We start from the raw sequence: 25949 nt of genomic DNA on the forward strand, positions 1-25949 counted from the left end.
CCGCATTGAAGATCGGGATGGCCGGCGTGAATGGCCCCGGCGTCAGAAAGGCGCCATGCATCTCGCGAATGGAGATACCCATGGCCTCGATTATGACGAACACCTCCGCCATGACCGCGCTGCAGACCCTGCGTCGCGTGACCGGGGATCTGGAGACCACGCAGGACCGCATCTCGACCGGCCTGAAGGTCAACAACGCCAAGGACAACGCCGCCTACTGGTCGATCGCCACCACCATGAAGGCCGACGTCGCCGGCTTCAAGGCGGTGAAGGAATCGCTGGAACTGGGGTCGGGCACCACCAACACCGCGTCGGTGGCCTCCAAGAACATCGTCGAGAACCTGCAGACGCTGAAGGCCCGCGTCATCGCCGGCCAGACCAACGGCGTCGACAAGTCGCTGATCCAGAACGACGTCGACCAGCTGGTGAAGCTGATCAAGGGCGCCGCCGCCGACGCCTCCTTCAACGGCGACAACCTGCTGCGCGTCAGCTATTCCAACGACGGCACGGCCAAGGACAAGGACGTCTCGATCCTTGCCTCGCTCAGCCGCAGCGACAGCACGGTCGACCCGAGCTATATCGAGTTCCAGCGCCAGGACATGCGCGTGGAATCGATCGTCGGCAAGGCGACGATCGAACAGCAGATCAACTCGGTCAAGGACGTCAAGGCGTCGGTCGGCTTCAACGTCGGCGAGGCCGGCGAGACCTTCATCGACGGCCAGAATCTCGGCCTCGGGGAAGTGAGCTTCTCCTTCACGACCGAAAAGGTCATCACGACGACGAACGTCAACGGTCCCAACGTCGAGATCGCGCCGACCAACGTCAGCGTCAAGGTTGATCTGTCGAACATCGTGTTCGATACCGATCGCGCGAACACCGAGAAGCGCATCGCGGATCGCATCAACTACGCGATCGCGGACGCCGTCTACAAGGCGATCGACGCCAAGCTGACCGCGTCGATCACCGACGCCACGGATCTGGCGGCCGCCAAGACCGCTATTCTCGGTGTGGCCCCGGTCGAGAACGACGCCGGCCAGACCGACACCGTGTTGGCGTCGCAGACCACGCCGGCCTACGCAGCGGCCACCATCGACGCGAAGACCACGGCGCTGGGTCCGACGGTGAGCTTCGGCGACGGTACCAACGTCGGCACCGGAACCGGCGCCGACGCCACCGTCGGAAAAGTCGGCACGATGTACATGACGGTCGGCGCGGGCTACACCGACACCGCAAGCTTCACCTCTCAAGTCTCTAACCTCTGGGTGACCAGCAAGGAGAGCGATGCGTTTGGTGGCCTTGCCGATCTGACCCAGATCGACGTGGTCAACAACTCATCGAAGTCGCTGGAGGTCATCAACTCCCTTCTCGATAAGGCCATTGCCAAGTCCACGGTCATCGGATCGATCGAAAGCCGCGTGTCGGTTCAGAATGATTTCGTGTCGAAGCTGACCGATGCGATGAACAAGGGCATCGGCGCCCTGGTCGACGCCGACATGAACGAGGAATCGAGCCGCTTGCAGGCCCTCCAGGTCCAGCAGCAGCTCGCCATCCAGGCTCTGTCGATTGCCAACCAGGGTCCGCAGAACATCCTGTCGCTGTTCCGCTAAGCCCCTGATGGGCGGCATCATCGTCCGAATTTCGGGGCCGACCCCCTGGACGATGATGCCGCCCCGTCGGCTATGCCCGTTCATGCCGTCCGCATCGGTGCGGAGCGGGCATCGCCGACGGTCGCCAGCCACGCCTCCGTCGCTAAACCCACCGCAACCGGTCCGGCAGTCCGCCGCCAAGGACCCCATCGCAGGGGTGCGCCCATGAGCATCGCCGCCTATCACCAGACCATCGCCGAATGCGACGATCCGCGAAAGATCGAGTACCGGGTCTTCCTGAGGATCACCCTGGCGCTGGAGGCCAACCGTCACGCCGACTGGCGCTCCGCCGCGCTGAAGGATGCGCTGTGGCGGAACCTGGAGCTGTGGAACGCCCTGCGCGCCGACCTGCTGGAGGACGGCAACGCCCTGCCGGAGGGCTTGCGTGCCGGCCTCATCTCGCTGTCCTTCGCGGTGAACCGCAACACCCAGCGGGTCCTGCGCGGCGAGGGCGGCATCGACCTGCTGCTCCACATCAACCGCTCGGTGATGCAGGGCCTGCAAGGGGCGGCTTCCGCGGCGCAGCCCGCGCGCGAACCGGCGGCGGAGGATCTGTCCTATGGCACTTAAGCTGCGCCTGAAGCCGTGCGAGCGGGTGGTCATCAACGGCTGCGTCGTGCAGAACGAGAACCGCCGCTACACCCTGACGATCTCCAACTTCGCCCAGATCATCCGCGGCAGCGACATCCTTCAGGAGGAGGACGCGGTGACTCCGGTGCGCCGCGCCTATTTCCTGATCCAGAGCATGCTGCTCGATCCCGAGGTCGCCGCCAGCGGCAGCGGCGCGGTGGCGGCGATGATGGCGCAGCTCTACACCGCCTTCGCCCGCCCCGACATCCAGGACCGCATCGCCCGCGCCATGGGCCATGTCGGCGAGCGCGACTATTACAAGGCGCTGTCCGCCCTGCGTCCGGTCATGGAGTATGAGGGCACGCTGCTGTCGGCGCCTCCGTCCGCGCCGACGCCCACGCCCTCCATTCAGGCGGGCGGCATCGGCCATCAATCGGGCCATCAATCGGGAGGTTGACGCCATGCCCACCCCCGTCACCGGCGTGAGCGGCCCCTCCGGCGAGCGCTCGACCGCCAGCGCCGACATCATCGCCGAAGCGCGCCAGCGTCAGGCCGACCGCCTCCGCGCCGCCCAGGCCGAGACGACCAAGCCGGCCGAGGTGGTGGAGCGCGCCGCGAAGGCCGACCCCGCCGAGGCGGAGGCGAAGCACGCCACCCGGCCCTACCGCGTCAATCTCGATCCCGACACCCGGCGGCTCTACACCGAGGTGCTCGACACCGCGACGGGGGAGGTCATCATGCGCATTCCCGCCGGCTACGGCGCCGAAACCGATGCGGCAGACGAGGATCCCGCCATCCCGCGGAAGGGCGAGGGAAAGGCCGGGGAGGTCGAGGCATGACGACGCTCGTCGACCTGCGCATGGTCAGCAAGAACCACGACCGCTACGAGCAGGCGGTGCGCAGCCGCCCGGCGGTGCAACGCGCCATCGCCTATTTCCAGGACAATATCGGCAAGATCACCAGCACCGAAGACTTCATGAAGGACGACAAGCTCTACCGCTTCGTCCTGGAGGCCTTCGACCTCGGCAGTCAGGCCAAGTCGCGCGGCCTGATCCGCAAGGTGCTGGAGGAGGGGGTCAGCGACCAGTCCTCCACCGCCAACCGGATGAGCGACAGCAAGTTCCGCGAGATGGCGACCATCCTGGGCTTTGCCGAGAATGACGGTGACAACCTGAAACAGCCGGCCGTCGTCCAGGCCATCGTCGACCGCTACGTCGACGTGACGCTGGAGGTCGAGTCGGAGGACCGGAACCCGGCGGTGCGGCTCGGCCTCTATTTCCAGCGGCGGTCGGCGAACGTCACCAACTGGTATCAGGTGATGGCCGACAACGCCCTGCGCAAGGTGGTCTACACCGCGCTGGGCCTGCCCGATCAGACGGCGCTGCTCGATGTCGACAAGCAGAAGGCGCTGCTGGAAAAGCGGATGGACATCGCCGACCTGAAGAGCCCGGCGAAGGTCGCCAAGTTCCTCGACCGCTTCGCCGCGATGTACGACATGCGGAACGGCGGTTCGACCGGCACCGCCGCCATGCCGTCGATCGGACCGATTTCCCGCAGCGGCCGGGCCTCGGTCATCTCCATCGATCCGTCCATCACCATGACGCTGATGAAGTTCCCGCGCTTCTGACCGGGCTGCGGGACTCAACCCAGGCGGGAGGAGTCCAGCCGTGCAGCCGCCAGCCGATACCCCACAGGACCGCAGGTCCTGCGAGTCACAGGACCGGAGGGGCCGCGACCGTATCCGCCCGCCGGCCACCACCGGCGGCGCCGCGGTCCGTCTGCACCCCCCGCCATCGGCGGAGGAGGACGGGCGCGACGCGCTGCACATCCTGCCCCTGTCGATCCTGCCGCTGGAAACGCCCGGGCTGCGCCGGGCGCGGCTGATCAAGAACGTCCGGCTGGAGACGGTGGCGGAGCTGTTCAACGACAGCCAGACCGGCAGCGGCCAGATCGGCATCGACCAGCTGCCGAAATGCTTCGACGCCGGCGGTCCGGGATTCCGCCGCGACCTGCGCAAGATCCTGCGGATCGGCGAGTCCGCCAGCTTCGATGTCTACAGCCTGCGGCTGGAACTGCGCCGCCTGAACATCGACGTCGAGGAAAGCGACGCCCTGCGCCTCTCCGCGGGCAAGCGGGCGGAACTGACCAGCTACATGCGCGTCTTCACCCGGCCGCTGGTCGAGCATGTCTATGGCGTGCGGGGCGCGGACATCGCCAGCATGGACGATCTTGTCCGCCTGTTCGCCCAGCCCGACGTCGAGGAGGCGCGGCGCCGGCTGCAACTGACCGCCGACCGGCTCGATATTCCGCTTGGGGAGATCCCGGCCTTCCTGGAAGAGTATGCCGACATCTTCCTGTCGCTGGCCTATTTCAAGCGCTGCCTGGACGACATCGTGCCCGACGTGCAGGGCTTCCTCGGCTGGATGGCGGAGCTGTTCCAGGTCAGCGACGTGCGCCGCGACATCCGTCAGGCCCGCATGCTGGACGAGATCGGCCGCGACCTGACCGACATCTCGACCTCCATCACCGGCCGGTTCGAGAGCTTCGACAACCGCTCCCGCGACTTCTGGCGCGACATCAACCCGCAGAGCTTCCGCAGCATCCGCGACCTGATCGTCACCCATCACCTGACCATCGGCGGCGTGCTGTGCGGGCTGGCGGTGAAGATGAATTTGTGGAAGCACCGCTTCGCCCGCGGCGGCGGCCCGGTGCGCCGGCTGGAGTTCATCCGCTCGGAAATCCTGCCGGGGCTGGCCCACATCAAGACCATCGAGCAGGCGTCGCGGAACAACATGGGCCTGTGAGCGGGGCGAGGGGGAACTCACCCCGCAAAAATCGGTCCCCCGCCCTTGTTTTGAAAGTCGAAACCCACATCTATCCGAGTGTCGGCGGAGACGCCGCGCTCCCAATGCGACACCGCGTGACGAGGCCCCCTTCACGGCCGGCGCGGCAACTTCGGTGATCTTCCCTTGATCTAAGTTCCCTGGTTTGGCGACCTGCCTCGGGATCGCCAACGCTCTCCTCTCCGGCTTCGTGACGCGCAGGCCGCCGCGACCCTCCCCCGTGTCGTGGCGCCGCCGGTGGAGCCGGAGAGGACCCCCTTTCCCCAAGTTCCGAGCTTTGCATCCGCGAGCGATGCGCGCACGCCGGCAGCGTCGAATGCCGGCATTCGAGAAGCCGATCCATCGGATCGGTAGTCGACGCATGCCCCCGCGCATCCGGCGCCGGGCCGCCATAAGGAACCCCATGGGTACCCATCTGAACACCGAGTCCGAAGCCACCCGTACCCCGCCGTCCAGCCTGGGCCGCGCCCTCGTCCTCCACCCGGTCCTGCGCGGCGGCGAAACCGGCCGCAGCCCGGAAGCCTCGCTGGAGGAGGCGGTCGGCCTCGCGGCGGCGATCGACCTCGACGTGGTGCAGGCCGCCGTCGTCAAGGTCAACCAGCCGCGCCCGGCCACCCTGCTGGGCGGCGGCGCCATCGAGCAGCATGCCACGCTGATCGAGGACGCGCGCGAGGCGGGCGAGGCCATCGACCTCGTCGTCGTCGACCATGCGCTGACCCCGGTGCAGCAGCGCAATCTGGAGAAGGCCTTGCGAGCCAAGGTCATCGACCGCACCGGCCTGATCCTGGAGATCTTCGGGGCCCGCGCCCGTACCCATGAAGGCCAGCTCCAGGTCGAACTGGCGTCGCTGACCTACCAGAAGTCACGGCTGGTGCGGTCCTGGACCCACTTGGAACGCCAGCGCGGCGGCTTCGGCTTCCTCGGCGGCCCCGGTGAATCGCAGCTCGAGCTCGACCGCCGCCTGATCGGCAACCGCATCGTCAAGATCAAGCGGGAGCTGGACGACGTCCGCCGCACCCGCGGCCTGCACCGCAAGGCGCGCGCCAAGGTGCCCTACCCGGTGGTGGCGCTGGTCGGCTACACCAACGCCGGCAAGTCGACCCTGTTCAACCGGATGGCCGGCGCCGACGTCTTCGCCAGGGACCTGCTGTTCGCGACGCTCGACCCGACCATGCGTCAGGTGGTGCTGCCGTCCGGGCGCAAGGTGATCCTGTCCGACACGGTCGGTTTCATCTCCGACCTGCCCACCCATCTGGTCGCGGCCTTCCGCGCCACGCTGGAGGAGGTGCAGGCGGCCGACATCATCCTGCATGTCCGCGACATCGCCCACCCCGACACCGAGGCCCAGAAGGCCGACGTGGAGGCGATCCTGGCCGATCTCGGCATCGATCCGGAGCGCGACCCGCGCGTGGTCGAGGTTTCCAACAAGATCGACCTTCTGGACGGGGCGGAGCTCGACGCCGTGCTCGCCCGCGCCGAACGGTCCGGCAACGCCTGCGCGCTGTCCGCCGCGACCGGCGAACGTCTGGACAGGCTGTTCCGCATCCTCGACGACCGGATGACCGCCGGCCGCGAACTGGTGGAGCTGGATGTCGAGCATGGCGACGGCGCGACGCTCGCCTGGCTCTACGCCCATGGCGAGGTGGTCGGCCGCAGCGACGACGACAGCCACGCCCATTTGCGGGTGGCGATCAAGCCGGCGACGCTGGCCCGCATGGCTCCTCCCGGGGCCCGTGCCGGGCAGGAGCGAGCCGCGGCCTGATCGCGGCTTTCAAAACCTGAAAAGACGGGGCTGCCGGAAACGGCGGCCCCTTTTTTATTCGGGGCGCGGGAATCGTCGGAACGCTCACTCGCCGGGGATCGCAACACGGGGCTTGGAGGCGGTGTCCGGGCTGTCCGGCTTGCGGCTCTGGCGGAACACTGCCAGCGTGATGAAGAAGGCCAGCAGATCGAAGACGGTGAGGCAGGCGAACAGCGGTTCGTAGCCGATGGTGTTGGCAAGCTGGCCGATGACCAGCGAGAACAGCAGCCCGCCGGTCCAACCGAACATGCCGCCCAGGCCGGTGATCGTCGCGACCTCGTTCTTCTCGAAGGCGTCGGTCACGATGGCGTACAGCAGGCCGGACAGCATCTGGTGGGCGAAGGAACCCAGCGAGAAGAGCAGGATCGCGGTGAGCGGGTCGCTCGCGAAGCTGATGAGGCCCGGGCCGATCATGCAGACCGCGCCGATGCCGACGCCGGCGATCCGCGAGTTGATCAGCGACATCCTGAAGGTTCGGGTGAGGTAGGGCGACAGGTAGCCGCCCAGCACCCCGCCGACGTCCGCCGCCAGGAAAGGCAGCCAGCCGAACAGCGCGAACTGCTTGATGTCCATGCCGCGCACGGTGACCATGTACATCGGAATCCAGAAGCTGAAGGTCTGCCAAGCCGGTTCCGACAGGAAGCGGGCAAGCGCGATGCCCCAGAACTTGCGGCGGGAGAGGATGTCCCGCAGGGCCGGGCGGGCGTCTCCGGTCGACGGCTCCTGGCCCGCCTGGATATACTCGTACTCTTCCTTGCTCAGTCGCGGGTGCTTGTCCGGATTGTCGTAAAGAACAAGCCAGATCCCCGCCATGGCGACGCCGAGAAGGCCGGTGACGATGAAGGACGCCTGCCAGCTCCACGTCACCGACAGCCAGATCACCAGCGGCGTCGCGATCATGGCGCCGATCGAGGTTCCGGTGTTGAACCAGCCCGTGGCGATGGAGCGTTCCTTGGCCGGAAACCACAGGGTCGACGCCTTCACGCCCGATGGGATCGCGGCGGCTTCGCTGAAGCCCAGCATGGCGCGGAAGACCGCCATGGAAACCCAGCCGCCGGCGAAGGCGTGCAGCGCCGCGGCGGTTCCCCACAGCAGCGCGAACAGCGCATAGCCGAATTTCAGCCCGATCACGTCGGTCAAGTACCCGCAAACCGGCTGCATGATCGTGTAGGCGATCTGGAAGGCGGCGACGATATAGGAATATTCCTGGGTGGTGAAATTCAGAACTTCTTTGAGTTGCGGCGCCAAGACACCCAGGGCATTACGGTCGATATAATTAATGATGGTGCCCAGGGTCACCAGACCGATGATCCACCACCTGACGTTACCGATTTTCCGCATATCGTCCTCCCACTCCTTTGCCGAGATGTTTTTTGCTGATCGTCAACGGGCGTACGAAGCCGGTCCATGCCGGTGGTGACCATCGGCCTGGGGCGTCGACACGGGTTCCGGTCATGCGAGCGAAGGGACAAGGTTGGTCCCGGCGCGGCTTCCGTCGGTGGCCGGCCCCTCCATCGTGACTTTTATCGACAATAAACATGACGGAGGAGACGAGGCAACGGATTTCTGCGTATTTACGACGATGGACTGCAGCGGCCAAGCATTCATACGGCCATTCGAGAGCCATATATGATCTTTAACGTAAAAAGACGAAACCACTTGCGTTGCGGACGCTATGCATATTATCGGGAAAGAACAGGGCAAAAAACCATTATCGACGAGAGGGTCAGGGAATGAAACTCGCCATCACGGCCGCCGAAACCGCAGCCGCCCACGCACCCATCGTTCTGCGCGGCCCCTTTGCGGACACCATGCGTCAGGCGGCCGGCATCGGTTTCGACGCGGTGGAGTACCACCTGGCCGATCCCGATACGCTGGACATCTCCAGGATCCGTCATGTGGCGAAGGCCACCGGCATGGCCGTCGCCTCCATCGGGACTGGACCGGCCTACATCCACGACGGCCTTTCATTAACCAGTCCGGACGCCGGTGTCCGCGGTGCGGCGGTCGGACGGATGCTGCGCTTCATCCGGCTTGCCCACGCGTTCGACAGCGTCGTCATCATCGGCCTCATCAAGGGACAGATCCGCGAGTGCGGCGATGCCGCGGCCTATGATCGTCATCTGGCATCGGCATTGGAGAACTGCCTGCCGCTGGCCGGGGAGCTCGGGGTGACCCTGGTCCTGGAGGCGATGAACCGCTACGAGTGCGACACGCTCAACACCATCGACGAGTGTCTGGAGTTCGTGAAGCGCTTCAACTCGGACCGGCTCAAGATCCATATCGACACATTCCACATGAACATCGAGGAAGGCGATATACGCAAAAGCATCGAAGCTGGCGGAGCCCGCATCGGCCATGTCCATATCGCCGACAGCAATCGGATGTGGCCGGGGCGTGGGCATTACGATTTCCTGGAAACCGTTCAGACCTTGAAGGCGATCGGCTATACTGGTGCTTTGTCGGTGGAATGCCTTGCGCGGCCCACGCCCGAAGAAGCCGCCCAAGGTGCGCTGGATACCCTTCGGATGGTCACCGGCGCGGTCCGTCAACCCTGAGACGTCTTCCTCGCCCCGCGAGTCTGAAGCCGCCGCATCGTCAGAGGAATGAGCATGGGTGTCGCGGTCAAGGTTGCCCTGGCGTCGGATTCGTCCGGGTTCAGGCTGAAGGAAGCCGTAAAGGCATATCTGCAGGCGACCGGCTACGAGGTCGTCGACGTCGGCCAGACGTCCGAGGACGGTCCCGTCTCCTACGTCGACGCCGCTTCCTCGCTTGCCGGGGCGGTCCAGAGCGGGCCGTGCCGACGCGGCATCGTCATCTGCGGCACCGGTGCCGGCGTCAGCCTAGTGGCGAACAAGTTCAAGGGCATCTACTGCGTGCCGTGCGAAAGCCTCTACACGGCGCAGCGGAGTTCGCTGATCAACAACGCCAACGTCCTGGCGATGGGCGAGCGGATCGTCGGCCATGAGATGGCTTGCGAGATGGCCGGGGCCTGGCTGAGGAACGGCTGGTGCGACGGCTTCGACGGCGAGCGGCGGGAAAGGAACATGCGCGGCTTCCAGGCCTTGCAGGAGATCGAGGGGCGCAACTTGAAATAGCATCGACGACAGGCGCCGTCTTCCGTTGGGGAATGGCGCCGGCCGGTGATAGCGGTTAATGTCCTGGGTCGGGATTTACGCACGCACTTCGTTGTCGGGGCCTTCGCATGGCAAAGTCCAACACCCTTCTGAAGCGCACCACCAACGCGCTGCTGGACCTGATCGCGGAGGCCGCCCCGAACACGGCGCTTCCGTCGGAAAGCGAGCTGTCCCGGACGCTCGGTGTCAGCCGCACCACCGTTCGCGGCGCGCTCCACCAGTTGGAGGAACGGGCGATCGTCGCCCGCACCGGCAACCAAGTGACGTTGGCCCGCCGGCCCGGGGAGCAGGACCATTTCGCCGACGCCCAGACCGTCACCACCCAGGAGCGGATCGAGCAGATGCTGATGGAGCGGATGCTCCGCGGCGGCTGGGCGCCGGGCCATGAATTCTCCGAAAGCGATCTTGCTCGGGCCTGCGGGGTCAGCACCGCGTCCGTCCGCGAATTCCTGATCAGCTTTTCGCGCTACCAGCTGATCGAGAAGCGGTCGCGCAGCGGCTGGCGCCTGCTCGGGCTGGACGTCCAGTTCGCCAACGAGGTCGCCGACATGCGCGCCCTCATCGAGCTGTCCGCGATCCAGCAGATCTTCCCGGCCGGCGAACCACGATGGGTCGACCGGATCGACGGCTTTCTCGATCGCCATTACGACCTTCAGACCTCCATCGACAGCAAGTACCTCGACTTTCCGGCGCTGGACCGGGAGTTCCACTCCTTCCTGATCACCCACATGCGGAACCGCTTCGCCAGCAAGTTCGTCGACGTCATCGCCTTCACGTTCCACTACCACTACAAGTGGAACTCCGACGATCAGAAGCTTCGGGTCATGGCATCCCTGGGCGACCATATCGGCATTCTGGAAGCCTTGCGCATGAACAACATGATCCTTGCGAAGGAGCGGCTCGCGGCCCACCTCGCCGCATCGCGCAGCAGCCTGATCCAGTCCTTGAAGGAGAACGACGTTCAGCGGGCCGAGCTGCGTTTGGAGCCATCCGGCGCGGCGGGCTGATCGCCGGCATCCGCAGCTCCCGCCTCTTCGGCCGCCCGCATATCGGCGGAGCGGGCGTCGACGAATGGGGCCGGCCGGGAAATCACGTAAACCGCGGCCCCAGCCATGACCAGGCCGGTGCCGGCGAGCACCGGGTATCCGGGCGAAGCCAGGGCCAGCACGGCGAAGCTGGACGACATCCCGCCGACCGCCATCACCTTGGCCTTGACCGGGATGGCGCCGCGGTCCTGCCACTCGCGCACCGCCCGGCCGAAGCGCGGGTCGTTGCGCATCCGCTCGCGCAGTTCGGGATTGCCGCGGGCATAGGCCCAGCCGGCGACCAGCAGGAAGGGAACGGTGGGCAGGATGGGCAGGAAGGCTCCGGCGGTCGCCAGCCCCACCGCGCCGTGGCCGACCAGCAGCCAGAGCCGCCGCCGTCCCTTTCCCATGCCGTCGCTTCCGTCCATCGCCCGACCGCCCGCTCATCCTGCATCCCGGTTCCGGATCATTGAACCGCGCCCGGCGGTGCCGCGCAAGTCGGGGTTGGTCACGAGTCCTTGCGCACCACCCCCGGCGCGCCGGCCTTTGCCGTCGCTTCCAGGCTGTAGAGTTTCGCCAGCAGTTGCGGTGCCGGCCGTTCGCCCGTCGGCACCGAGGCTGTCGCCGCCGCCGCCTCCGTGGCGGCGGATTTGCGGCGCAGCGCTTCCGCCAGCGATTGGGGGGAGGGCAGGGACGGATCACTGCCGTCTCCGCCGCCGTTCATCCAGGGCAGGGCGCCCGCCGGCGCACCCTGTACCGCCGTCTCCGTTTCATCCTCCAGCAGGCTGCCGATATGGCCCAACACGCTGTCGCCGGTGACCTCCTCGAAGGCCACCATGGCGGCGCTGCCGATCAGGCCGGGCAGGCCGCCGAACAGGAAACCGCCGGCCAGCCGCGCCGGGATCGAGATATCCTCCCCTGCCACCTCGCGGTAGACCGACGACACCACCGGCAATTGCTGGAGCGGGTTGACCACGTCGAGCAAATCCTCGAAGCCGACGCTCATCCTGTCGGCCAGCGTCTCCTCCGGTTCCGCGGGCGGTTTGCGCTGGGCGGTCGGCGGGCTGACGGCCTGGGCGGCCAGTCTCGTATCAACGCTTCTCGTATTGACGCTCATGCTTGGTCTCCGAGGGCGGCGAGCAGCGAGTCCAGCCGCGCGAAGCTGTCGGCGGAGGGCGAGGGATCGTCCTTGCCCTGGCGCAGGAACTCTTCCAGCCGCGGGTGCAGGTCGATGGCGGCATCGGTTTCCGGATCTGTCCCGCGCTTGTAGGCGCCGAGCCGGATCATCTCCTTCATGCCGTCATAGCTGGCGGCCAGCGCGCGGGCGCGGCCGACGATGCGGTTCTCCCGCGCGTCGTGGCAGCCGGGCAGGCTGCGCGACACGCTGCGCAGCAGGTTGACGGCGGGATAGCGTCCCTGCTCGGCGATCCTGCGGTCGAGCACCAGATGCCCGTCGAGGATACCGCGCACCGCGTCGGCGATCGGTTCGTCATGGTCGTCGCCGTCGACCAGCACGGTGAAGATGGCGGTGATGTCGCCCTCTCCACCGCCTTCGGGACCTGGCCCGGCGCGTTCGAGCAGGCGGGGCAGCTCGGCGAAGACGCTGGGCGGGTAGCTCTTGGCGGTCGGCGGCTCGCCGGCGGCCAGCCCGATCTCGCGCTGGGCCATGGCGAAGCGGGTGACGCTGTCCATCAGGCAGAGGACGTGTTTCCCCTGATCGCGCATCTCCTCCGCCACCGTCATGGTCAGCAGCGCCGCCTGCCGGCGCATCAGCGGCGGCTCGTCCGACGTGGCGACGATGACGACGGAGCGCGCCAGCCCCTCCGCTCCCAGATCGTCCTGGATGAATTCGCGCACCTCGCGCCCGCGCTCGCCGATCAGGCCGATGACGATGGCGTCGGCTTCGGCATGGCGGGCGACCATCGCCAGCAGGGTCGATTTGCCGACGCCCGAGCCGGCGAAGACGCCCAGCCGCTGGCCACGGCAAAGCGGCACGAAGCTGTCGATCACCCGGATGCCGCTGTCGATCCGCGCCCCCACCCGCCGGCGCGCGCAGGCGGCCGGCGGCGGCTGGCGCAAGGCCCGCGGATGCTCGCCGTTCGCCAGCGGTCCCTTGCCGTCGATCGGCTCGCCCAGTGCGTTCACCACCCGGCCGAGCCAGCCGGGACCGGGCCGCAGCGTGAAGGCGGTGTCGTCGGTGATGGCAGCGCAGCCCTCCGCCACGCCATCCAGATTGTCGAAGGCCATCAGCAGCGAGCGGCCGTTGCGGAACCCGACAGTCTCGCACAGCACGCGCCCGCCGCGCAGGGTTTCGGCATGGCATTTGTCGCCGACCGACAGCACGCGCTGCAGCCCGTCGACCTCCAGCGTCATGCCGGCGGCCGAGCGGATTTCCCCGCGCCACTGGCGGGTCGGCAGCCGGTCGAGTTCCGCCGCCAGGGTGGCGAGTGCCGGCATCGGCGCTGTCTCCATCATGACCTTCGATGCGGATCAGCCTAGAGCAGAGAATTTAAATCCGGCTTTAAACCGGCGGGATCATCGTCCGCTCCAGTGTTCCGGCGAGATGTGATGGACCGAGGTCGCAATGGATTTAGGTAAAATCGGTTTCTTTCAGCTTGCCGGCACCCGCCTCGACTATCTGGCGCAGCGGCAGAAGCTGGTCGCCGAGAATGTGGTGAACGCCAACACGCCCGACTATCTGGCGCGCGACCTGAAACCTTTCGACAGCGTGATGGACGGTATCCGCCCGGTGGAGACCGCCCGCACCTCCGGCCTGCATCTGGCGAGCGCCCGCTCCACCGCCGGCTTCCGCGAGGAGGGCAAGGCCGCCCTGTGGGAATCGACGCCCAGCGGCAACGCGGTGTCGCTGGAGCAGGAGATGATCAAGGGCAGCGAGACCCGCGACGCCTTCGCGCTGACCACCAGCCTGTTCCAGCGCAATGTGCAGATGCTGCGCATGGCCTGGCGCAACGGTTAAGGACGGAGACCGGCCATGATGAACGACACCCTCGGCGCCACGCTGAAGATCGCCGGCGCCGGCCTCCAGGCGCAGTCGACCCGCCTGCGCGTGGTGGCGGAGAACCTCGCGAACGCCGACAGCACCGCCACCGCCAAGGGCGGCGACCCCTACCGCCGCAAGACGGTGTCCTTCGACAGCGTGATGGACCGCGGCGTCGGCGCCGAACTGGTGCAGGTCAAGCAGATCGGCCGCGACCGCAGCGACTTCCAGCTCGCCTACGATCCCTCGCACCCGGCGGCCGACGACAAGGGCTACGTCAAGAAGCCGAACGTCCAGCCGCTGGTCGAGATGATGGACATGCGCGAGGCCGGCCGCGCCTTCGAGGCCAGCATGAACGTCATCGAGCAATCGCGCGCGATGATGACCCGCGTCGTCGACCTGCTGCGCAGCTGAGGAGCCGTTCCATGATCGAGATGTCCGTCGGCCGCGTTGCCGCCGCCTACGCCGCCAACCGCAGCCCCGCCGTCAGCGGTCTTGCCGAGACCCAGGCCGCCACCTCGCCCCTGTCCGCCGCCGGCCAGACCGACGCGGTGGCCGCCAGCGCCGAAAGCGACTTCGGCGGTTTCCTCGACAAGTCGATCTCCCAGGCGGTCGACACGCTGAAGGAGAGCGAGCGGGTGTCGCTGGCCGCCGTGTCGGGCAAGGCCAGCGCGCAGGACGTCGTCCGCTCGGTGCTGGCCGCCGAGATGACGGTGCAGAGCGTCGTCGCCATCCGCGACAAGATGGTCCAGGCCTATCAGGAGATCATGCGCATCGCGGTCTGAGGCGTGGCGCGCTGGCTCACCTGGGAGAATCCCCTCTCCCCCCGGGGGGAGAGGGGGAATCCGGTAAAGCAACCCAAGGACCACCCCATGAACCAGGCCGACGTGCTGGAGGTGCTGCGCAGCGGCATCTGGACGACCCTGCTGGTCGCCGCGCCGCCGCTGATCGTCGCGGTGGTGGTCGGTGTGTCGATCTCGCTGGTGCAGGCGCTGACCCAGGTGCAGGAGATGACGCTGACCTTCGTGCCGAAGATCGTCGCGATCCTGGTGGTGACGGTGCTGGCGCTGCCCTTCATGTACGGCGCGCTCGCCACCTACGCCGACCGGCTGAGCGACCTGATCGTCGCCATCGATTGACGGTCCCGGCGATGCGGCGCCCCCCGTTGCGAGCGGTCCTCCCCCTTCTCGGGCTGCTCGTAAGTCCGGCCGGCGGTGCGGCGGCGCCGCCGGCCAACCTTTCGCAGATCGGCGTGTGGAGCACCGCGCTCTATGCGCCGCCCAAACAACCCGCTCAACCCTCTGCCAAGGCCCTGCCGCCGGAAGCGCAATGCATCGCCGCCATCCTCGATGCGGAGAAGGCGGCCGGCATCGGCGACCATCTGCTGCTGGCGATGGGCTTCACCGAATCCGGCCGGCGGACGGAAGACCGGCTGTTCACCGCCTGGCCCTGGACCGTCAACACCGAGGGGCGCTCCCATTATTTCCCGACGCGCGACGCGGCCATCGCCTTCGTGCGCGAGACCCAGGCGCGCGGCGTGCAGTCCATCGACGTCGGCTGCCTTCAGGTGAATTTGCGCTGGCACCCCGAAGCTTTCCCCGACCTCGTCACCGCCTTCGATCCGGTCGCCAACGCCCGCTACGCCGCCTCCTTCTTGTCGGCCTTGCGGCGCGATCACGGCTCGCTGGAAACCGCCATCGCCCGCTACCACTCCGCCCAGTCCGAGCGTGGCGAGGCCTACCGCCAGCGGGTGACCGGCAATCTGCGCTGGGTCGCCGGCGCTCTCGGCTATCTGGAGACCCTGGCCGCCGGCCCCGGCGGCGCGGCGCCGGTCTGGACCGCGGCCGAGCGCGGCCGGCTGAGCTTCCTGTCCGGCCTGTTCGCCGACGGCCCGGCCCGGCCGCTTCTGCCGGCCGGGCAGAACTGAGGCCGGCTCCGCCACGCAACCTGCGATGCAGTGGAATTAGAAGGTGTAGGTCAGTCCCACGAGCCCGAGAGGCTGTGTCCGCTTCTTTACAAGAGGACTCTTCCCGGCCTCTCCGAGCAGATGGGTGAACCCGACGGATCCGACCGCGCTTATACTGTCCGTCAGGCGGTAGCTGGCGTTGATGCGCAGGGAGACGTCCTTGATGCCGCTGGACGGCTCATAGCGGTTGAGGCCGGAGGCGGCGGATTCGGACGAATCGATGCCGAAATAGCTGTCCATGTATTTGCCGTTCGCCCAGGAGACGCCCAGCGCCGGCGTGACCCTGAACCGTTCGGTCACGGTAATCGGGTAAGCCAGGCCGGCATTGACGACCAGTCCGCGGTCCCTCTCCGTAACGGCTTGGGTCGCCGCAAGCGTGGCGACCACTCCTTGGAAACGGGCGGATGCGAAAAGGCGGGCTCCCAGCGCGCTGTCCACCCCGTGGACGCCGGTCGGGACATCGTCTTCATCGTAGCCTTTCATCCAGTTGACGCTCACCCCTGCGGTGAATGCGGGGGTTTCGATGACGGTAACGCCGATTCCCTCACCGACCTTGGCGAAGAAGCGTCCGTACTTCACGTCGATGAGGGGCACAGGCTGAAGTTCGTACTTGTCGGCCCCTTGGAATCGTGGGGCCACCGCTGCGCCGGCACCCAGCGTCCAATGGTCCGTGTCCCTGCGTTCGGGCGCGGTTGCACCGAGGGTCGCGTCATCGGGTGCGCTGTCGGCGACACCGGTGCCCGCCGTCGCCGGCGCAGTCATGCTGAAAAGCTGTGAAACCAGAACGAGCCAGACACCGGCGGCGATCGGCCGCTTCGACGCAGAAGGTCTTGTCACTTCGTCATCCCGCCAATAAGATGCAATAGCGCATCTTATCGCATCGGCAATTTTCGGTCGTCAAGATGCAAACGTGCATCTTATTAAGAGGGGACCCGATTTATGAAGGAGCGTCGTCGCGGTGCGGACCTGGAGGAGGCACTGCTGGAGGCCGCGTGGGAGGAGTTGGAGGAGCATGGCTATGCCGGGCTGACGATGGAAGGCGTTGCGGCGCGGGCGGGCACGAGCCGGCCTGTGCTCGCCCGGCGATGGGATGGAAAGGCCAAGCTCGCGATTGCGGCGATCCGGCAGCAGATGGCGCGGTATCCGCTGGATGTCGAGGATCATGGCGATCTTCGCGTCGAGCTGTTGGAGTTCATGGACCGGCTGTCCAGCCGTGCCAAGGGGATCGCCGCCGTGTTCACGCTTTTCTCGAGCGAATATTTTCAAGGCGGCCTGACCACGCCACGCGATCTGCACGCTTCCTTGATGGAGGGAAATCCCGCCGCTCTCATGCCGATCCTGGACAGAGCCGTGAGCCGGGGCGAAGTCGATCCGGAAAAGCTGTTCCCTCCCATCGTCACGCTTCTCTGCGATCTCTTTCGCCACCACGTCATAATGACGTTTTCGCCTCCGTCATCGACTTTGCGGACGGCATGGGTCGATTCCATCTTTCTGCCTCTTGTCAGGATCGACCGGGAATCCGTTTGAGAACCCAAGGGCGAGGGAGGCTCTTGCGGAACCGCCGGAACACCCTCTGCCAGGGCGGGCAATGAACGGGCAGGGGTTTCCCCGATGGGTTTGGGGCGGAGGCATTTAAATCCCGGTTTTACCGCACCCCCCTATCGTTGGCGAAACGGCCCATCCCTCGAACCCTTCCGGGACCCCCATGACCCTCACGGATCACGTCCGCAGCCGGTTCGGCCTGATCGGCGACATCGGGCTGGCGAACCGCGACGTGCTGTTCGCGGTCGGCATCCTGCTGGTGCTGGCGGTGCTGTTCCTGCCGGTGCCGTCCTGGTTCCTCGATCTCGGGCTGGCGCTGTCCTTCTCGGTCGCCGTGCTGGTGCTGATGGTGTCGCTGTGGATCCCGCGGCCGCTGGACTTCTCCTCCTTCCCCACCGTGCTGCTGGTGGTGACGATGCTGCGGCTGGCGCTGAACATCGCCTCGACCCGCCTGATCCTCAGCGAGGGGCACAACGGCCACGCCGCCGCCGGCCATGTCATCCAGGGCTTCAGCCAGTTCGTGATGGGCGGCAACTTCGTCATCGGCGTGGTGATCTTCTCCATCCTGGTGGTGATCAACTTCGTCGTCATCACCAAGGGCGCCACCCGCATCGCCGAGGTCGGCGCCCGCTTCACGCTGGACGCCATCCCCGGCAAGCAGATGGCCATCGACGCCGACCTGTCCGCCGGCATGATCGACGAGGTCGAGGCGCGGCGCCGCCGCAAGGAGCTGGAGGACGAGAGCACCTTCTACGGCGCGATGGACGGCGCCTCGAAATTCGTGCGCGGCGACGCGGTGGCCGGGCTGGTCATCACCGTCATCAACGTTCTCGGCGGCATGGCGATCGGCATCGCCCAGAAAGGGATGAGCTTCGAGCACGCCGCGTCGATCTACACCACGCTGACGGTCGGCGACGGGCTGGCGACGCAGATCCCGGCGCTGGTGGTGTCGCTGGCCGCCGGCCTCTTGGTGACCAAGGGCGGCAACGTCGGCTCGGCCGAGAAGGCGGTGATCGACCAGCTCGGCGCCTACCCGAAGGCCCTGCTCGTGGCGTCGGGTCTGCTGGTGTCGCTGGCGATCACCCCCGGCCTGCCGATGGCGCCCTTCCTCGCCATCGGCGCCGCCTTCGCCGGTCTCGGCTGGTACGCGCCGCGCCGCAAGGCCCGCGCCGCCGCGCTGGCCAAGCTGGAGGAGAGCCGCAAAGCGCCCGCCGCCGCGCCGGAGGAGGCGGTGGAGGACATGCTGAAGGTCGACGAGGTGAAGGTGGAGGTCGGCAACCACCTCGTCCCGCTGATCCTCAACAAGAACGGCCCGCTGACCACCAAGGTGAAGACCCTGCGCAAGCGCTTCGCCACCGAGTTCGGCTTCGTCCTGCCCTCGGTGCGCATCAAGGATTCCAGCTTTCTGCCGCCCAAGAGCTACGTCATCAGCATCATGGGGGTGGAGGCGGCGAAGGGCGAGGTGCGGCCCAAGCATCTGCTGGCCATCGACCCGACCGGCGGCGCCGTGCCCGACATCGCCGGCGACGCGACGAGGGAGCCGACCTTCGGCCTCCAGGCCAAATGGATCGACCCGGCCCGCCATGAGGAGGCGGTGGCGAAGGGCTATACCGTGGTCGATCCGGAAAGCGTCATCACCACCCATCTGACCGAGGTCATCAAGGACAACCTCTCCACCCTGCTGACCTTCGCCGCCTTGCAGAAGCTGATCGACGGGCTGGGCCGCGAGTACCAGAAGCTGATCAACGACATGGTGCCGAGCCAGATCTCGCTGGTCGTGCTCCAGCGCGTGCTGCAACAGCTTCTGTCGGAGCGGGTGTCGATCCGCAACCTGCCCGCCATCGTCGAGGCGGTGGCGGAAGCCGTCGGCTGGACCCGCCACATCACCCTGATCACCGAGCATGTGCGGATGCGGCTGGGCCAGCAGATCCACCAGGGTCTGGCCGGGCCGGACGGCTTCGTCTCGGTGATCGCGCTCAGCCCGCGCTGGGAACAGGCGCTGCTCGACAACATCGTGGTGGAGGGCGACGACCGCCGCTTCGTCATGCCGCCGAGCCAGGTGCAGGAGTTCCTGACCGCCGTGCGCCTCAAGATCCAGAAGCATGCCACCTCGCAAGTGTGGCCCGCCCTGCTGGTCGGGGCGGAGGTGCGGCCCTTCGTCCGTTCCCTGCTGGAGCGGGTCAGCCCGATGACCCCGGTGCTGAGCCATGCCGAGCTGCACCGCAAGGCGGCGCTCAAGACCGTTGATCAGGTGTAGCCGCCGATGGATGGCCCCATGGATGGTTTGAGCCAGTTCCTGACCCTGGAAATCTACCGCGGCCTGATCGTGCTGGCGCGGGTGGCGGCGGCCATCGGCCTGCTGCCGGGCTTCGGCGAGGCGGCGGTGCCGATGCGGATCCGGGCGGCGCTGGCGATCGTCGTCACGCTGGTTCTGCTGCCGGGGCTGGACGGCCTGCCCGACCATATGCCGGAGCAGCCGGTGGAGATGCTGCGCGCCCTGGCCGGGGAGACGCTGGTCGGCGCCTATCTCGGCCTCGGCGCCCGGCTGTTCATGGCCGCCCTGCAGACCACCGGCGCCCTGGTGGCGCAGGTGGTGGGCCTCAGCAATCCCTTCTCGATGGAGGCGGCGGGCTTCGAGGGCGGGTCGGTGCTGTCCGGCGTGCTGCTGATCGGCGGGCTGGCGCTGCTGTTCGCGTCGGATGTCCACTACCTGATGATCGGCGCGCTGGCCCGCTCCTACGGCTCCTGGCCGGCGGGAGTATTCCCCGATCTCGGCATGGTCGCCCAGCGCTTCGCCGAGCTGCTGGCGACCACCTTCCGCCTGGGCGTCGGGCTGGCGGCGCCCTTCATCCTCTATGGGCTGGTGATGAATCTGGCGCTGGGGCTGGTCAACCGGGTGATGCCGGCGATGCCGGTCTATTTCGTCGCCACGCCGGGCGTGCTGATGGTCGGCATGGGCCTGTTCCTGGCGACCGCCGGCGCCATGCTGACCGCCTTCGTCGCCGCGCTCGGCGGCTGGCTGTCGGGGTCCTGAGTTGCGGAGATTGGGGCATGGCGGAGCAGGACGACGAGCAGAAGACCGAGGAACCGACAGAGAAGCGCCTGCGCGAGGCGGCGGAGAAGGGCGACGTCCCCCGCGCCCGCGACGTCGGCCTGCTGTCCGCCATGGTCGCCGCCTGGATGATCGTGCTGATGGCGGCGCCCGGCGTCGCGTCGACCCTGTCGGCCCTGCTGCTGCCGCTGATCGAGAACCCCGACGACATCCGCATCGACGGCAGCGCCATCGACGTCATCCACAGCCTGCATTGGCTGATCGGCGGCGTCGCGGTGGCCCTGCTGCCGGTGCTGGGCATCCTGCTGGCCGGGGTGGTGGTGTCGGCGCTGGGGCAGGGGCGGTTCGTCGTGGCGTCCGACCGCATCCGGCCGAAATGGTCGCATCTGTCGCCAGCGTCCGGCTGGAAGCGGATGGCCGGCCGTCCGGCGCTGGTCGAGTTCGCCAAGAGCCTGGTCAAGCTCGCCATCATCAGCGCCGCCGTCTGGCACGCGCTGGCGCCCTACATCGCATGGACGGAGGATACTGTGGGCATGGACGTCGCCGGATTGCCCGTGCTGCTGCGGGACGTGACCTTGCGGCTGCTGCTGGCGGTCCTGCTGGCGACCGTGCTGATGGCGGTGGTGGACGTGCTGTGGAACCGCCTGGAATGGCGCCGCCGGCTGCGCATGAGCCACCAGGAGATCAAGGACGAGTTCAAGCAGATCGAGGGCGATCCCAACGCCAAGGCCCGCCTGCGCGACATCCGCCGCCAGCGCTCCAAGAAGCGGATGATGGCGAACGTCCCGCGCGCCACGGTGGTGATCACCAACCCCACCCATTTCGCCGTCGCCCTGGAATACGAGCGCGGCCGCACCGCCGCGCCGATCTGCCTCGCCAAGGGCGCCGACCTGATCGCGCTGCGCATCCGCGCCCTGGCCCAGGAGCACGGCATCCCCATCGTCGAGAACCCGCCGCTCGCCCGCGCCCTCCACGCCTCGGCGGAGGTGGATGCGGTGATTCCGCTCCAGCATTACCAGGCGGTGGCGGAGGTCATCACCTATGTGCTGAAGCTGAAGGGCGGTCTGGCGCGGCGGGGGTGAGCGAGGAGCGGGCCTTCTCCAATGCAGCGACCAGGCGATGCGCACATCAGATAGCCGCGGAAACGCAACTGAATTAATTCTCAGGCAAGGCGTGGAAACGCGATGCTATTGCCTTGCTTAAGCAAGGATATCAGGCGTTGTCTTGCAATTGGCACAAATCCAATTGAGAGAGTGGTCATGCGCATTCTGAATATCGCTGCTGTCGCCGCCGTCGCCATGATGGCCGTTCCCGCCGTTGCCTTCGCCGATGACTTCGAGGCGCTGTGCACGGCCACCGACAAGTCCGAGCCGACCGTCGCGTCGTGCAAGTGCGCGTCCGGCAAGCTGACGGGGGCCGACCGCACCACCGCCATCGAGGCGATGAAGGCGATGAACGCCGCCATGGCGTCCGGCAAGGCCGAAGAGGCCGCCGCGGCCACCCAGAAGCACAGCAAGGGCATCGAGATCGTGATGACCGCGCAGGCCACCTGCATGTAATCGGCTCACGCCGTCTGCCTGTCGCCTACCGCCTAACGGTTGTCCGGGCTGTCCATGGGACGGCCCGTTCCGTTCCAGTGTTTTGCACATCGTCGGAAAATCCCCCGCCGGCCTCGTTGTCCAGGGCGGCCCCCCTTGCCATCCCGCCGGGCGCGTGCCAGGAACGGAGCCGCCAGTTCGTGACGTGATGGGGAACCCCCGATGCCGCCGCTCTCCGCCAAGCCCGCCGCCAAAGCCGCGCCCAAATCCGCTGCCGGGTCGCTGGCCGGCTTCTGTCCCTGGGCGGGAGAGGATGGGGTGCGGGTCTACCTGCGGCCGGTCGGATTGATGCCGATCGCCGCCTGGGCCAAGGGGGCGGCGGTGCCGCTGGCCGGCGGGCGCTTCGCCTTCTCCGCCGCCGAACTGATCGTCCGCGATACCGGTTCGCGCATCGACCGCGCCTTCGCGCCGCTGTCCGAGATCCTGGCCTGGGGCTGGGAACGCGCCCGCCCGGTGGCGGAGGCGCTGGACCGCCAGCTCGGCGCCCTGACGCGGGCACGGGCGCCCTTCGCCGGGCTGTCCCTCGACCGGCCGCTGATCATGGGCATCGTCAACGTCACGCCGGACAGCTTCTCCGACGGCGGCGATTTCCTCGATCCCGCCGCCGCCATCGCCCATGGCGAGGCGATGCTGGCCGCCGGTGCCGACATCCTCGACATCGGCGGCGAGTCCACCCGCCCCGGCGCCGCTCCAGTCCCGCCGCAGGAGGAGGAGCGGCGCGTGCTGCCGGTCATCCGCCATTTCGCCGCAAAGGGGGCTGCCGTCTCGGTCGACACCCGCCACGCCCTCGTCATGGAGTCCGCCGCTGCGGCCGGCGCCCGCATCGTCAACGATATCGCCGGCCTGTCCGATCCGCAGGCGCTGCCGGTGGTCGCGCGCACCGCCACCCCGGTGGTGGTGATGCACATGCAGGGCGACCCCGGCACCATGCAAGCCAACCCGACCTACCGTGACGCCGCGCTCGACGTGTTCGACTGGCTGGAGGAGCGGGTCGCCCGCTGCGTCGCCGCCAGCGTGCCCCCGGAGCGCATCGCCGTCGATCCCGGCATCGGCTTCGGCAAGACGGTGGAGCACAACCTGGAGATCCTCCGCCATACCGCGCTCTATCACGCGCTGGGCTGCACCGTGCTGATCGGCCTGTCGCGCAAGGGCTTCATCGGCCGGCTGTCGTGCGGGGAGCCGCCGAAGGAGCGGCTGGCCGGCTCGCTCGCCGCCGGGCTGGAGACGCTGAACCAGGGCGCTCAGATCCTGCGCGTCCACGACGTCGCCGAGACGGCGCAGGCCCGCGCCCTGTGGGAGGGGCTGCATCCCCGGTAACCCACCCCTGTAACCCTTTCACGCAGCCGCCGATCGGGGCTTGACCCGGCCCGGCTGGCGGGCGAAGAAACATCCTTCGCTTGTACATCCGTCCCCGCTCCCCGACATCCGGGCTTGGTGACGGTTCCTGCACGAGGCTCTCATGACGCGACACCTGTTCGGCACCGACGGCATCCGTGGCACCGCCAACATCGACCCGATGACCGCCGAAACGGCCTTGCGCGTGGCGATGGCGACCGCGCTGCAGTTCCGCCGCGGCGACCACCGCCACCGGGTGGTGATCGGCAAGGACACCCGCCTGTCCGGCTATCTGCTGGAACCGGCGCTGACCGCCGGATTCATCTCGATGGGGATGGACGTGGTGCTGGTCGGTCCGCTGCCGACCCCGGCTGTCGCCATGCTGACCCGGTCCTTGCGCGCCGACATGGGCGTGGTGATCTCCGCCTCGCACAACCCCTACCAGGACAACGGCATCAAGCTGTTCGGCCCCGACGGCTACAAGCTGTCGGACGAGGTCGAGGCGGCGATCGAGGCGCGCATGGCGCTGCCCTTCGCGCCCGACCTCGCCCGGCCGGCCGATCTCGGCCGCGCCAGCCGGATGGAGGACGCCACCGGCCGCTACATCGAATATGTGAAGAACACCTTCCCGCGCGGCCTGCGGCTCGACGGGCTGAAGATCGTCGTCGATTGCGCCAACGGCGCCGCCTACAAGGTCGCGCCCAAGGTGCTGTACGAGCTGGGGGCCGACGTGATCCCGGTCGGCGTCAACCCCGACGGCACCAACATCAACAAGGGCTGCGGCGCCACCGCCACCCAGACCCTGCAGGAACAGGTGGTCGCCCATGGCGCCCATCTCGGCGTCGCGCTCGACGGCGACGCCGACCGCCTGATCATGGTCGACGAAGCCGGGCGCCCGATCGACGGCGACCAGCTGATGACCCTGATCGCCACCTCCTGGGCGCGGTCGCAGACGCTGCGCGGCGGCGGCGTCGTCGCCACCGTGATGTCGAATCTGGGCATGGAACGCCATCTCGGCGGCCTCGGCCTGCATCTGGCCCGCACGCCGGTCGGCGACCGCTATGTCGTCGAGATGATGCGCGAGCGCGGCTACAATGTCGGCGGCGAGCAGTCGGGCCATGTCGTGCTGTCCGATTATTCCACCACCGGCGACGGGCTGATCGCGGCGTTGCAGGTGCTGGCGGTGCTGATCCAGGCCGACGGCCGCTCGGCCAGCGAGGTCTGCCGCGTGTTCGAGCCGGTGCCGCAGAAGCTGACCAACGTCCGCTTCGCCGCCGGGACCAAGCCGCTGGAGGATGCCGTCGTCCAGCAGGCGATCAAGGACGGTGAGGCGCGCCTGGCGTCGGGCGGTCGCGTCCTGATCCGCAAGTCGGGCACAGAACCGCTCATCCGCGTGATGGCGGAGGGCGACGACGAGACGCTGGTCAACAGCGTGGTCGCCGACATCGCCGGCACCATCCAGGCCAGCGCCACCCGCAGCCTGGAGGCCGCACAATGACGGCCGGCCTGGAGACCGGCGGCACGGTCAATGGCCGCGTCCTCATCGTCGCCGGATCTGATTCCGGCGGCGGTGCCGGCATCCAGGCCGACATCAAGGCGGTCAGCGCGCTCGGTGCCTATGCGATGACCGCCATCGCCGCATTGACGGCGCAGAACACCACCGGCGTCTATGGCGTGGTGCCGGTCGATCCCGCCTTCGTCGCCTTGCAGATGAAGCTGGTGCTTGAGGATATCGGCGCGGATGCGGTGAAGATCGGCATGCTCGCCAACGCCCCCGTCATCGAGGCGGTGTCGTCGGAGTATGAGGCCCGCGCGGTCAACGTGCCGCTGGTGCTCGATCCGGTGATGATCGCTAAGAGCGGCCACCACCTGCTCGACCCCGACGCCGTGCTGACCCTGCGCCGGCGCCTGTTGCCGCTGGCCGAGGTGGTGACGCCCAACCTGCCGGAAGCCGAGGCACTGACCGACCTGCCGATCCGCGACCTCGACGACATGCGCCGCGCCGCCGAGCTGATGCTGAGCTTCGGCCCGAAATCGGTGCTGCTGAAGGGCGGGCATCTCGAGGACGACACCCTCTACGACCTGCTCCTGACCGAGGAGGGCGAGACGGTGTTCGAGGGCAAACGCGTCCACACCCCCCACACCCACGGCACCGGCTGCACCCTGTCCTCGGCCATCGCCGCCGGTCTGGCCCAAGGCCTGGGCACCCGCGACGCGGTGGCCCGCGCCCGCCGCTATGTCGAGACGGCGATCCTGACCGCCCCCGGTTTGGGCCATGGCCACGGCCCGCTCAACCACCTGCACACGGTGCGGGAGTTTTCGTAAGGGGATGGTAGTCCCTCTCCCGCCCCGGGAGAGGGAAGGGGCCCATGCGGAGCATGGGAAGGGTGAGGGGTTGGGCACGAAGCCATGCGGTTCGGGATTCTCGTAATCCCC

28 protein-coding genes are annotated in these 25949 nt (G+C 67.6%); 23 read left to right on the forward strand and 5 right to left on the reverse strand.

All coding sequences use genetic code 11. From position 1 onward, the window contains the following. Window positions 1–80: 80 nt before the first annotated feature. From JHL17_RS37305 to hflX, 7 genes are all read left to right on the forward strand, one after another. Window positions 81–1607 (forward strand): flagellin N-terminal helical domain-containing protein, encoded by a 1527-nt coding sequence (locus JHL17_RS37305; protein WP_247893829.1) that lies wholly within the window; start codon window positions 81–83, stop codon window positions 1605–1607. Between the two features lie 204 nt (window positions 1608–1811). Further along, the gene (locus JHL17_RS25985) at window positions 1812–2216 is read left to right on the forward strand and encodes a flagellar biosynthesis regulator FlaF (protein ID WP_200197588.1); all 405 of its coding nucleotides are present in this window, start codon (window positions 1812–1814) and stop codon (window positions 2214–2216) included. Beyond that, on the forward strand, window positions 2206–2673 hold the full coding sequence (locus tag JHL17_RS25990) for a flagellar biosynthesis repressor FlbT (RefSeq protein ID WP_247893830.1): 468 nt from the start codon (window positions 2206–2208) through the stop codon (window positions 2671–2673). The genes JHL17_RS25985 and JHL17_RS25990 overlap by 11 nt, the downstream gene beginning before the upstream one ends. 4 nt (window positions 2674–2677) lie before the next feature. Then, complete coding sequence (locus JHL17_RS25995; protein WP_200197589.1) at window positions 2678–3055, forward strand: flagellar protein FlaG; 378 nt, start codon at window positions 2678–2680, stop codon at window positions 3053–3055. Next, window positions 3052–3843, forward strand: a complete 792-nt coding sequence (locus tag JHL17_RS26000) for a DUF1217 domain-containing protein (RefSeq protein ID WP_200197590.1) — start codon at window positions 3052–3054, stop codon at window positions 3841–3843. The genes JHL17_RS25995 and JHL17_RS26000 overlap by 4 nt, the downstream gene beginning before the upstream one ends. Before the next feature lie 40 nt (window positions 3844–3883). Then, complete coding sequence (locus JHL17_RS26005) at window positions 3884–5020, forward strand: hypothetical protein (RefSeq protein ID WP_200197591.1); 1137 nt, start codon at window positions 3884–3886, stop codon at window positions 5018–5020. Window positions 5021–5462: 442 nt separating this feature from the next. Continuing rightward, the gene (gene hflX, locus JHL17_RS26010) at window positions 5463–6821 is read left to right on the forward strand and encodes a GTPase HflX (protein ID WP_200197592.1); all 1359 of its coding nucleotides are present in this window, start codon (window positions 5463–5465) and stop codon (window positions 6819–6821) included. A gap of 84 nt (window positions 6822–6905) precedes the next feature. Here the strand turns inward: hflX and JHL17_RS26015 are convergent, their stop codons facing one another. Continuing rightward, window positions 6906–8201 carry an MFS transporter gene (locus JHL17_RS26015; RefSeq protein WP_200197593.1) on the reverse strand — a complete coding sequence of 432 codons (1296 nt, stop codon included), beginning with the start codon at window positions 8199–8201 and terminating at the stop codon, window positions 6906–6908. Between the two features lie 392 nt (window positions 8202–8593). Between JHL17_RS26015 and JHL17_RS26020 the strand changes: the two genes are divergently transcribed. The 3 genes from JHL17_RS26020 (at window position 8594) to JHL17_RS26030 (ending at window position 11004) form a co-directional block, all read left to right on the forward strand. Beyond that, complete coding sequence (locus JHL17_RS26020) at window positions 8594–9418, forward strand: sugar phosphate isomerase/epimerase family protein (RefSeq protein ID WP_200197594.1); 825 nt, start codon at window positions 8594–8596, stop codon at window positions 9416–9418. Window positions 9419–9472: 54 nt separating this feature from the next. Then, a complete protein-coding gene (locus JHL17_RS26025) occupies window positions 9473–9958 on the forward strand; it encodes an RpiB/LacA/LacB family sugar-phosphate isomerase (protein WP_200197595.1) in 486 nt (161 codons plus the stop codon). Window positions 9959–10065: 107 nt separating this feature from the next. Then, window positions 10066–11004, forward strand: a complete 939-nt coding sequence (locus JHL17_RS26030; protein WP_200197596.1) for a GntR family transcriptional regulator — start codon at window positions 10066–10068, stop codon at window positions 11002–11004. Here the strand turns inward: JHL17_RS26030 and JHL17_RS26035 are convergent. The 3 genes from JHL17_RS26035 to fliI all read right to left on the reverse strand — a co-directional run bounded on the left by JHL17_RS26035 (window position 10959) and on the right by fliI (window position 13479). Beyond that, a complete protein-coding gene (locus tag JHL17_RS26035; protein ID WP_247893831.1) occupies window positions 10959–11432 on the reverse strand; it encodes a YbaN family protein in 474 nt (157 codons plus the stop codon). The genes JHL17_RS26030 and JHL17_RS26035 overlap by 46 nt on opposite strands. A 98-nt stretch (window positions 11433–11530) precedes the next feature. Beyond that, a complete protein-coding gene (locus JHL17_RS26040; RefSeq protein WP_200197598.1) occupies window positions 11531–12139 on the reverse strand; it encodes a hypothetical protein in 609 nt (202 codons plus the stop codon). Continuing rightward, window positions 12136–13479, reverse strand: coding sequence for a flagellar protein export ATPase FliI (gene fliI / locus JHL17_RS26045; protein WP_200197599.1), 1344 nt, complete (start codon window positions 13477–13479; stop codon window positions 12136–12138). Before fliI ends, JHL17_RS26040 begins: the two co-directional genes overlap by 4 nt. A 127-nt stretch (window positions 13480–13606) precedes the next feature. Between fliI and JHL17_RS26050 the strand changes: the two genes are divergently transcribed. The 5 genes from JHL17_RS26050 (at window position 13607) to JHL17_RS26070 (ending at window position 15947) form a co-directional block, all read left to right on the forward strand. Next, window positions 13607–13999 (forward strand): flagellar biosynthesis protein FlgG, encoded by a 393-nt coding sequence (locus tag JHL17_RS26050; protein WP_200197600.1) that lies wholly within the window; start codon window positions 13607–13609, stop codon window positions 13997–13999. A gap of 15 nt (window positions 14000–14014) precedes the next feature. After that, on the forward strand, window positions 14015–14434 hold the full coding sequence (gene flgC / locus JHL17_RS26055; RefSeq protein ID WP_200197601.1) for a flagellar basal body rod protein FlgC: 420 nt from the start codon (window positions 14015–14017) through the stop codon (window positions 14432–14434). Window positions 14435–14445: 11 nt separating this feature from the next. Beyond that, complete coding sequence (gene fliE, locus JHL17_RS26060) at window positions 14446–14805, forward strand: flagellar hook-basal body complex protein FliE (protein ID WP_200197602.1); 360 nt, start codon at window positions 14446–14448, stop codon at window positions 14803–14805. 87 nt (window positions 14806–14892) lie between these two features. Then, entirely contained in the window at window positions 14893–15159 is a 267-nt protein-coding gene (fliQ, locus tag JHL17_RS26065; protein WP_109049425.1) for a flagellar biosynthesis protein FliQ, read from the forward strand. A 26-nt stretch (window positions 15160–15185) separates the two neighbouring features. Then, complete coding sequence (locus JHL17_RS26070; protein ID WP_247893832.1) at window positions 15186–15947, forward strand: lysozyme family protein; 762 nt, start codon at window positions 15186–15188, stop codon at window positions 15945–15947. Window positions 15948–15983: 36 nt separating this feature from the next. Here the strand turns inward: JHL17_RS26070 and JHL17_RS26075 are convergent, their stop codons facing one another. Continuing rightward, window positions 15984–16823 carry a MipA/OmpV family protein gene (locus tag JHL17_RS26075; protein WP_200197603.1) on the reverse strand — a complete coding sequence of 280 codons (840 nt, stop codon included), beginning with the start codon at window positions 16821–16823 and terminating at the stop codon, window positions 15984–15986. 102 nt (window positions 16824–16925) lie between these two features. On the opposite strand from JHL17_RS26075, the gene JHL17_RS26080 reads away from it, so the two are divergent. The 8 genes from JHL17_RS26080 (at window position 16926) to thiD (ending at window position 25838) form a co-directional block, all read left to right on the forward strand. Further along, window positions 16926–17513: a TetR/AcrR family transcriptional regulator gene (locus tag JHL17_RS26080; RefSeq protein WP_200197604.1), complete on the forward strand. Its 588-nt coding sequence runs from the start codon at window positions 16926–16928 to the stop codon at window positions 17511–17513. A gap of 178 nt (window positions 17514–17691) precedes the next feature. Then, complete coding sequence (flhA, locus tag JHL17_RS26085; protein WP_200197605.1) at window positions 17692–19785, forward strand: flagellar biosynthesis protein FlhA; 2094 nt, start codon at window positions 17692–17694, stop codon at window positions 19783–19785. 18 nt (window positions 19786–19803) lie between these two features. Next, window positions 19804–20562, forward strand: coding sequence for a flagellar biosynthetic protein FliR (locus JHL17_RS26090; RefSeq protein WP_200197606.1), 759 nt, complete (start codon window positions 19804–19806; stop codon window positions 20560–20562). Window positions 20563–20579: 17 nt separating this feature from the next. Then, window positions 20580–21662: a flagellar biosynthesis protein FlhB gene (flhB, locus tag JHL17_RS26095; protein ID WP_200197607.1), complete on the forward strand. Its 1083-nt coding sequence runs from the start codon at window positions 20580–20582 to the stop codon at window positions 21660–21662. A gap of 177 nt (window positions 21663–21839) precedes the next feature. Continuing rightward, on the forward strand, window positions 21840–22139 hold the full coding sequence (locus tag JHL17_RS26100) for a hypothetical protein (RefSeq protein WP_200197608.1): 300 nt from the start codon (window positions 21840–21842) through the stop codon (window positions 22137–22139). A 201-nt stretch (window positions 22140–22340) separates the two neighbouring features. Then, entirely contained in the window at window positions 22341–23495 is a 1155-nt protein-coding gene (gene folP / locus JHL17_RS26105; RefSeq protein WP_200197609.1) for a dihydropteroate synthase, read from the forward strand. 142 nt (window positions 23496–23637) lie between these two features. Next, on the forward strand, window positions 23638–25011 hold the full coding sequence (gene glmM / locus JHL17_RS26110; protein WP_200197610.1) for a phosphoglucosamine mutase: 1374 nt from the start codon (window positions 23638–23640) through the stop codon (window positions 25009–25011). Further along, window positions 25008–25838 (forward strand): bifunctional hydroxymethylpyrimidine kinase/phosphomethylpyrimidine kinase, encoded by an 831-nt coding sequence (gene thiD, locus JHL17_RS26115; RefSeq protein ID WP_200197611.1) that lies wholly within the window; start codon window positions 25008–25010, stop codon window positions 25836–25838. Before glmM ends, thiD begins: the two co-directional genes overlap by 4 nt. Window positions 25839–25949 lie beyond the last annotated feature (111 nt).

Source organism: Azospirillum endophyticum (assembly GCF_016595245.1).
Lineage (GTDB): Bacteria > Pseudomonadota > Alphaproteobacteria > Azospirillales > Azospirillaceae > Azospirillum > Azospirillum endophyticum.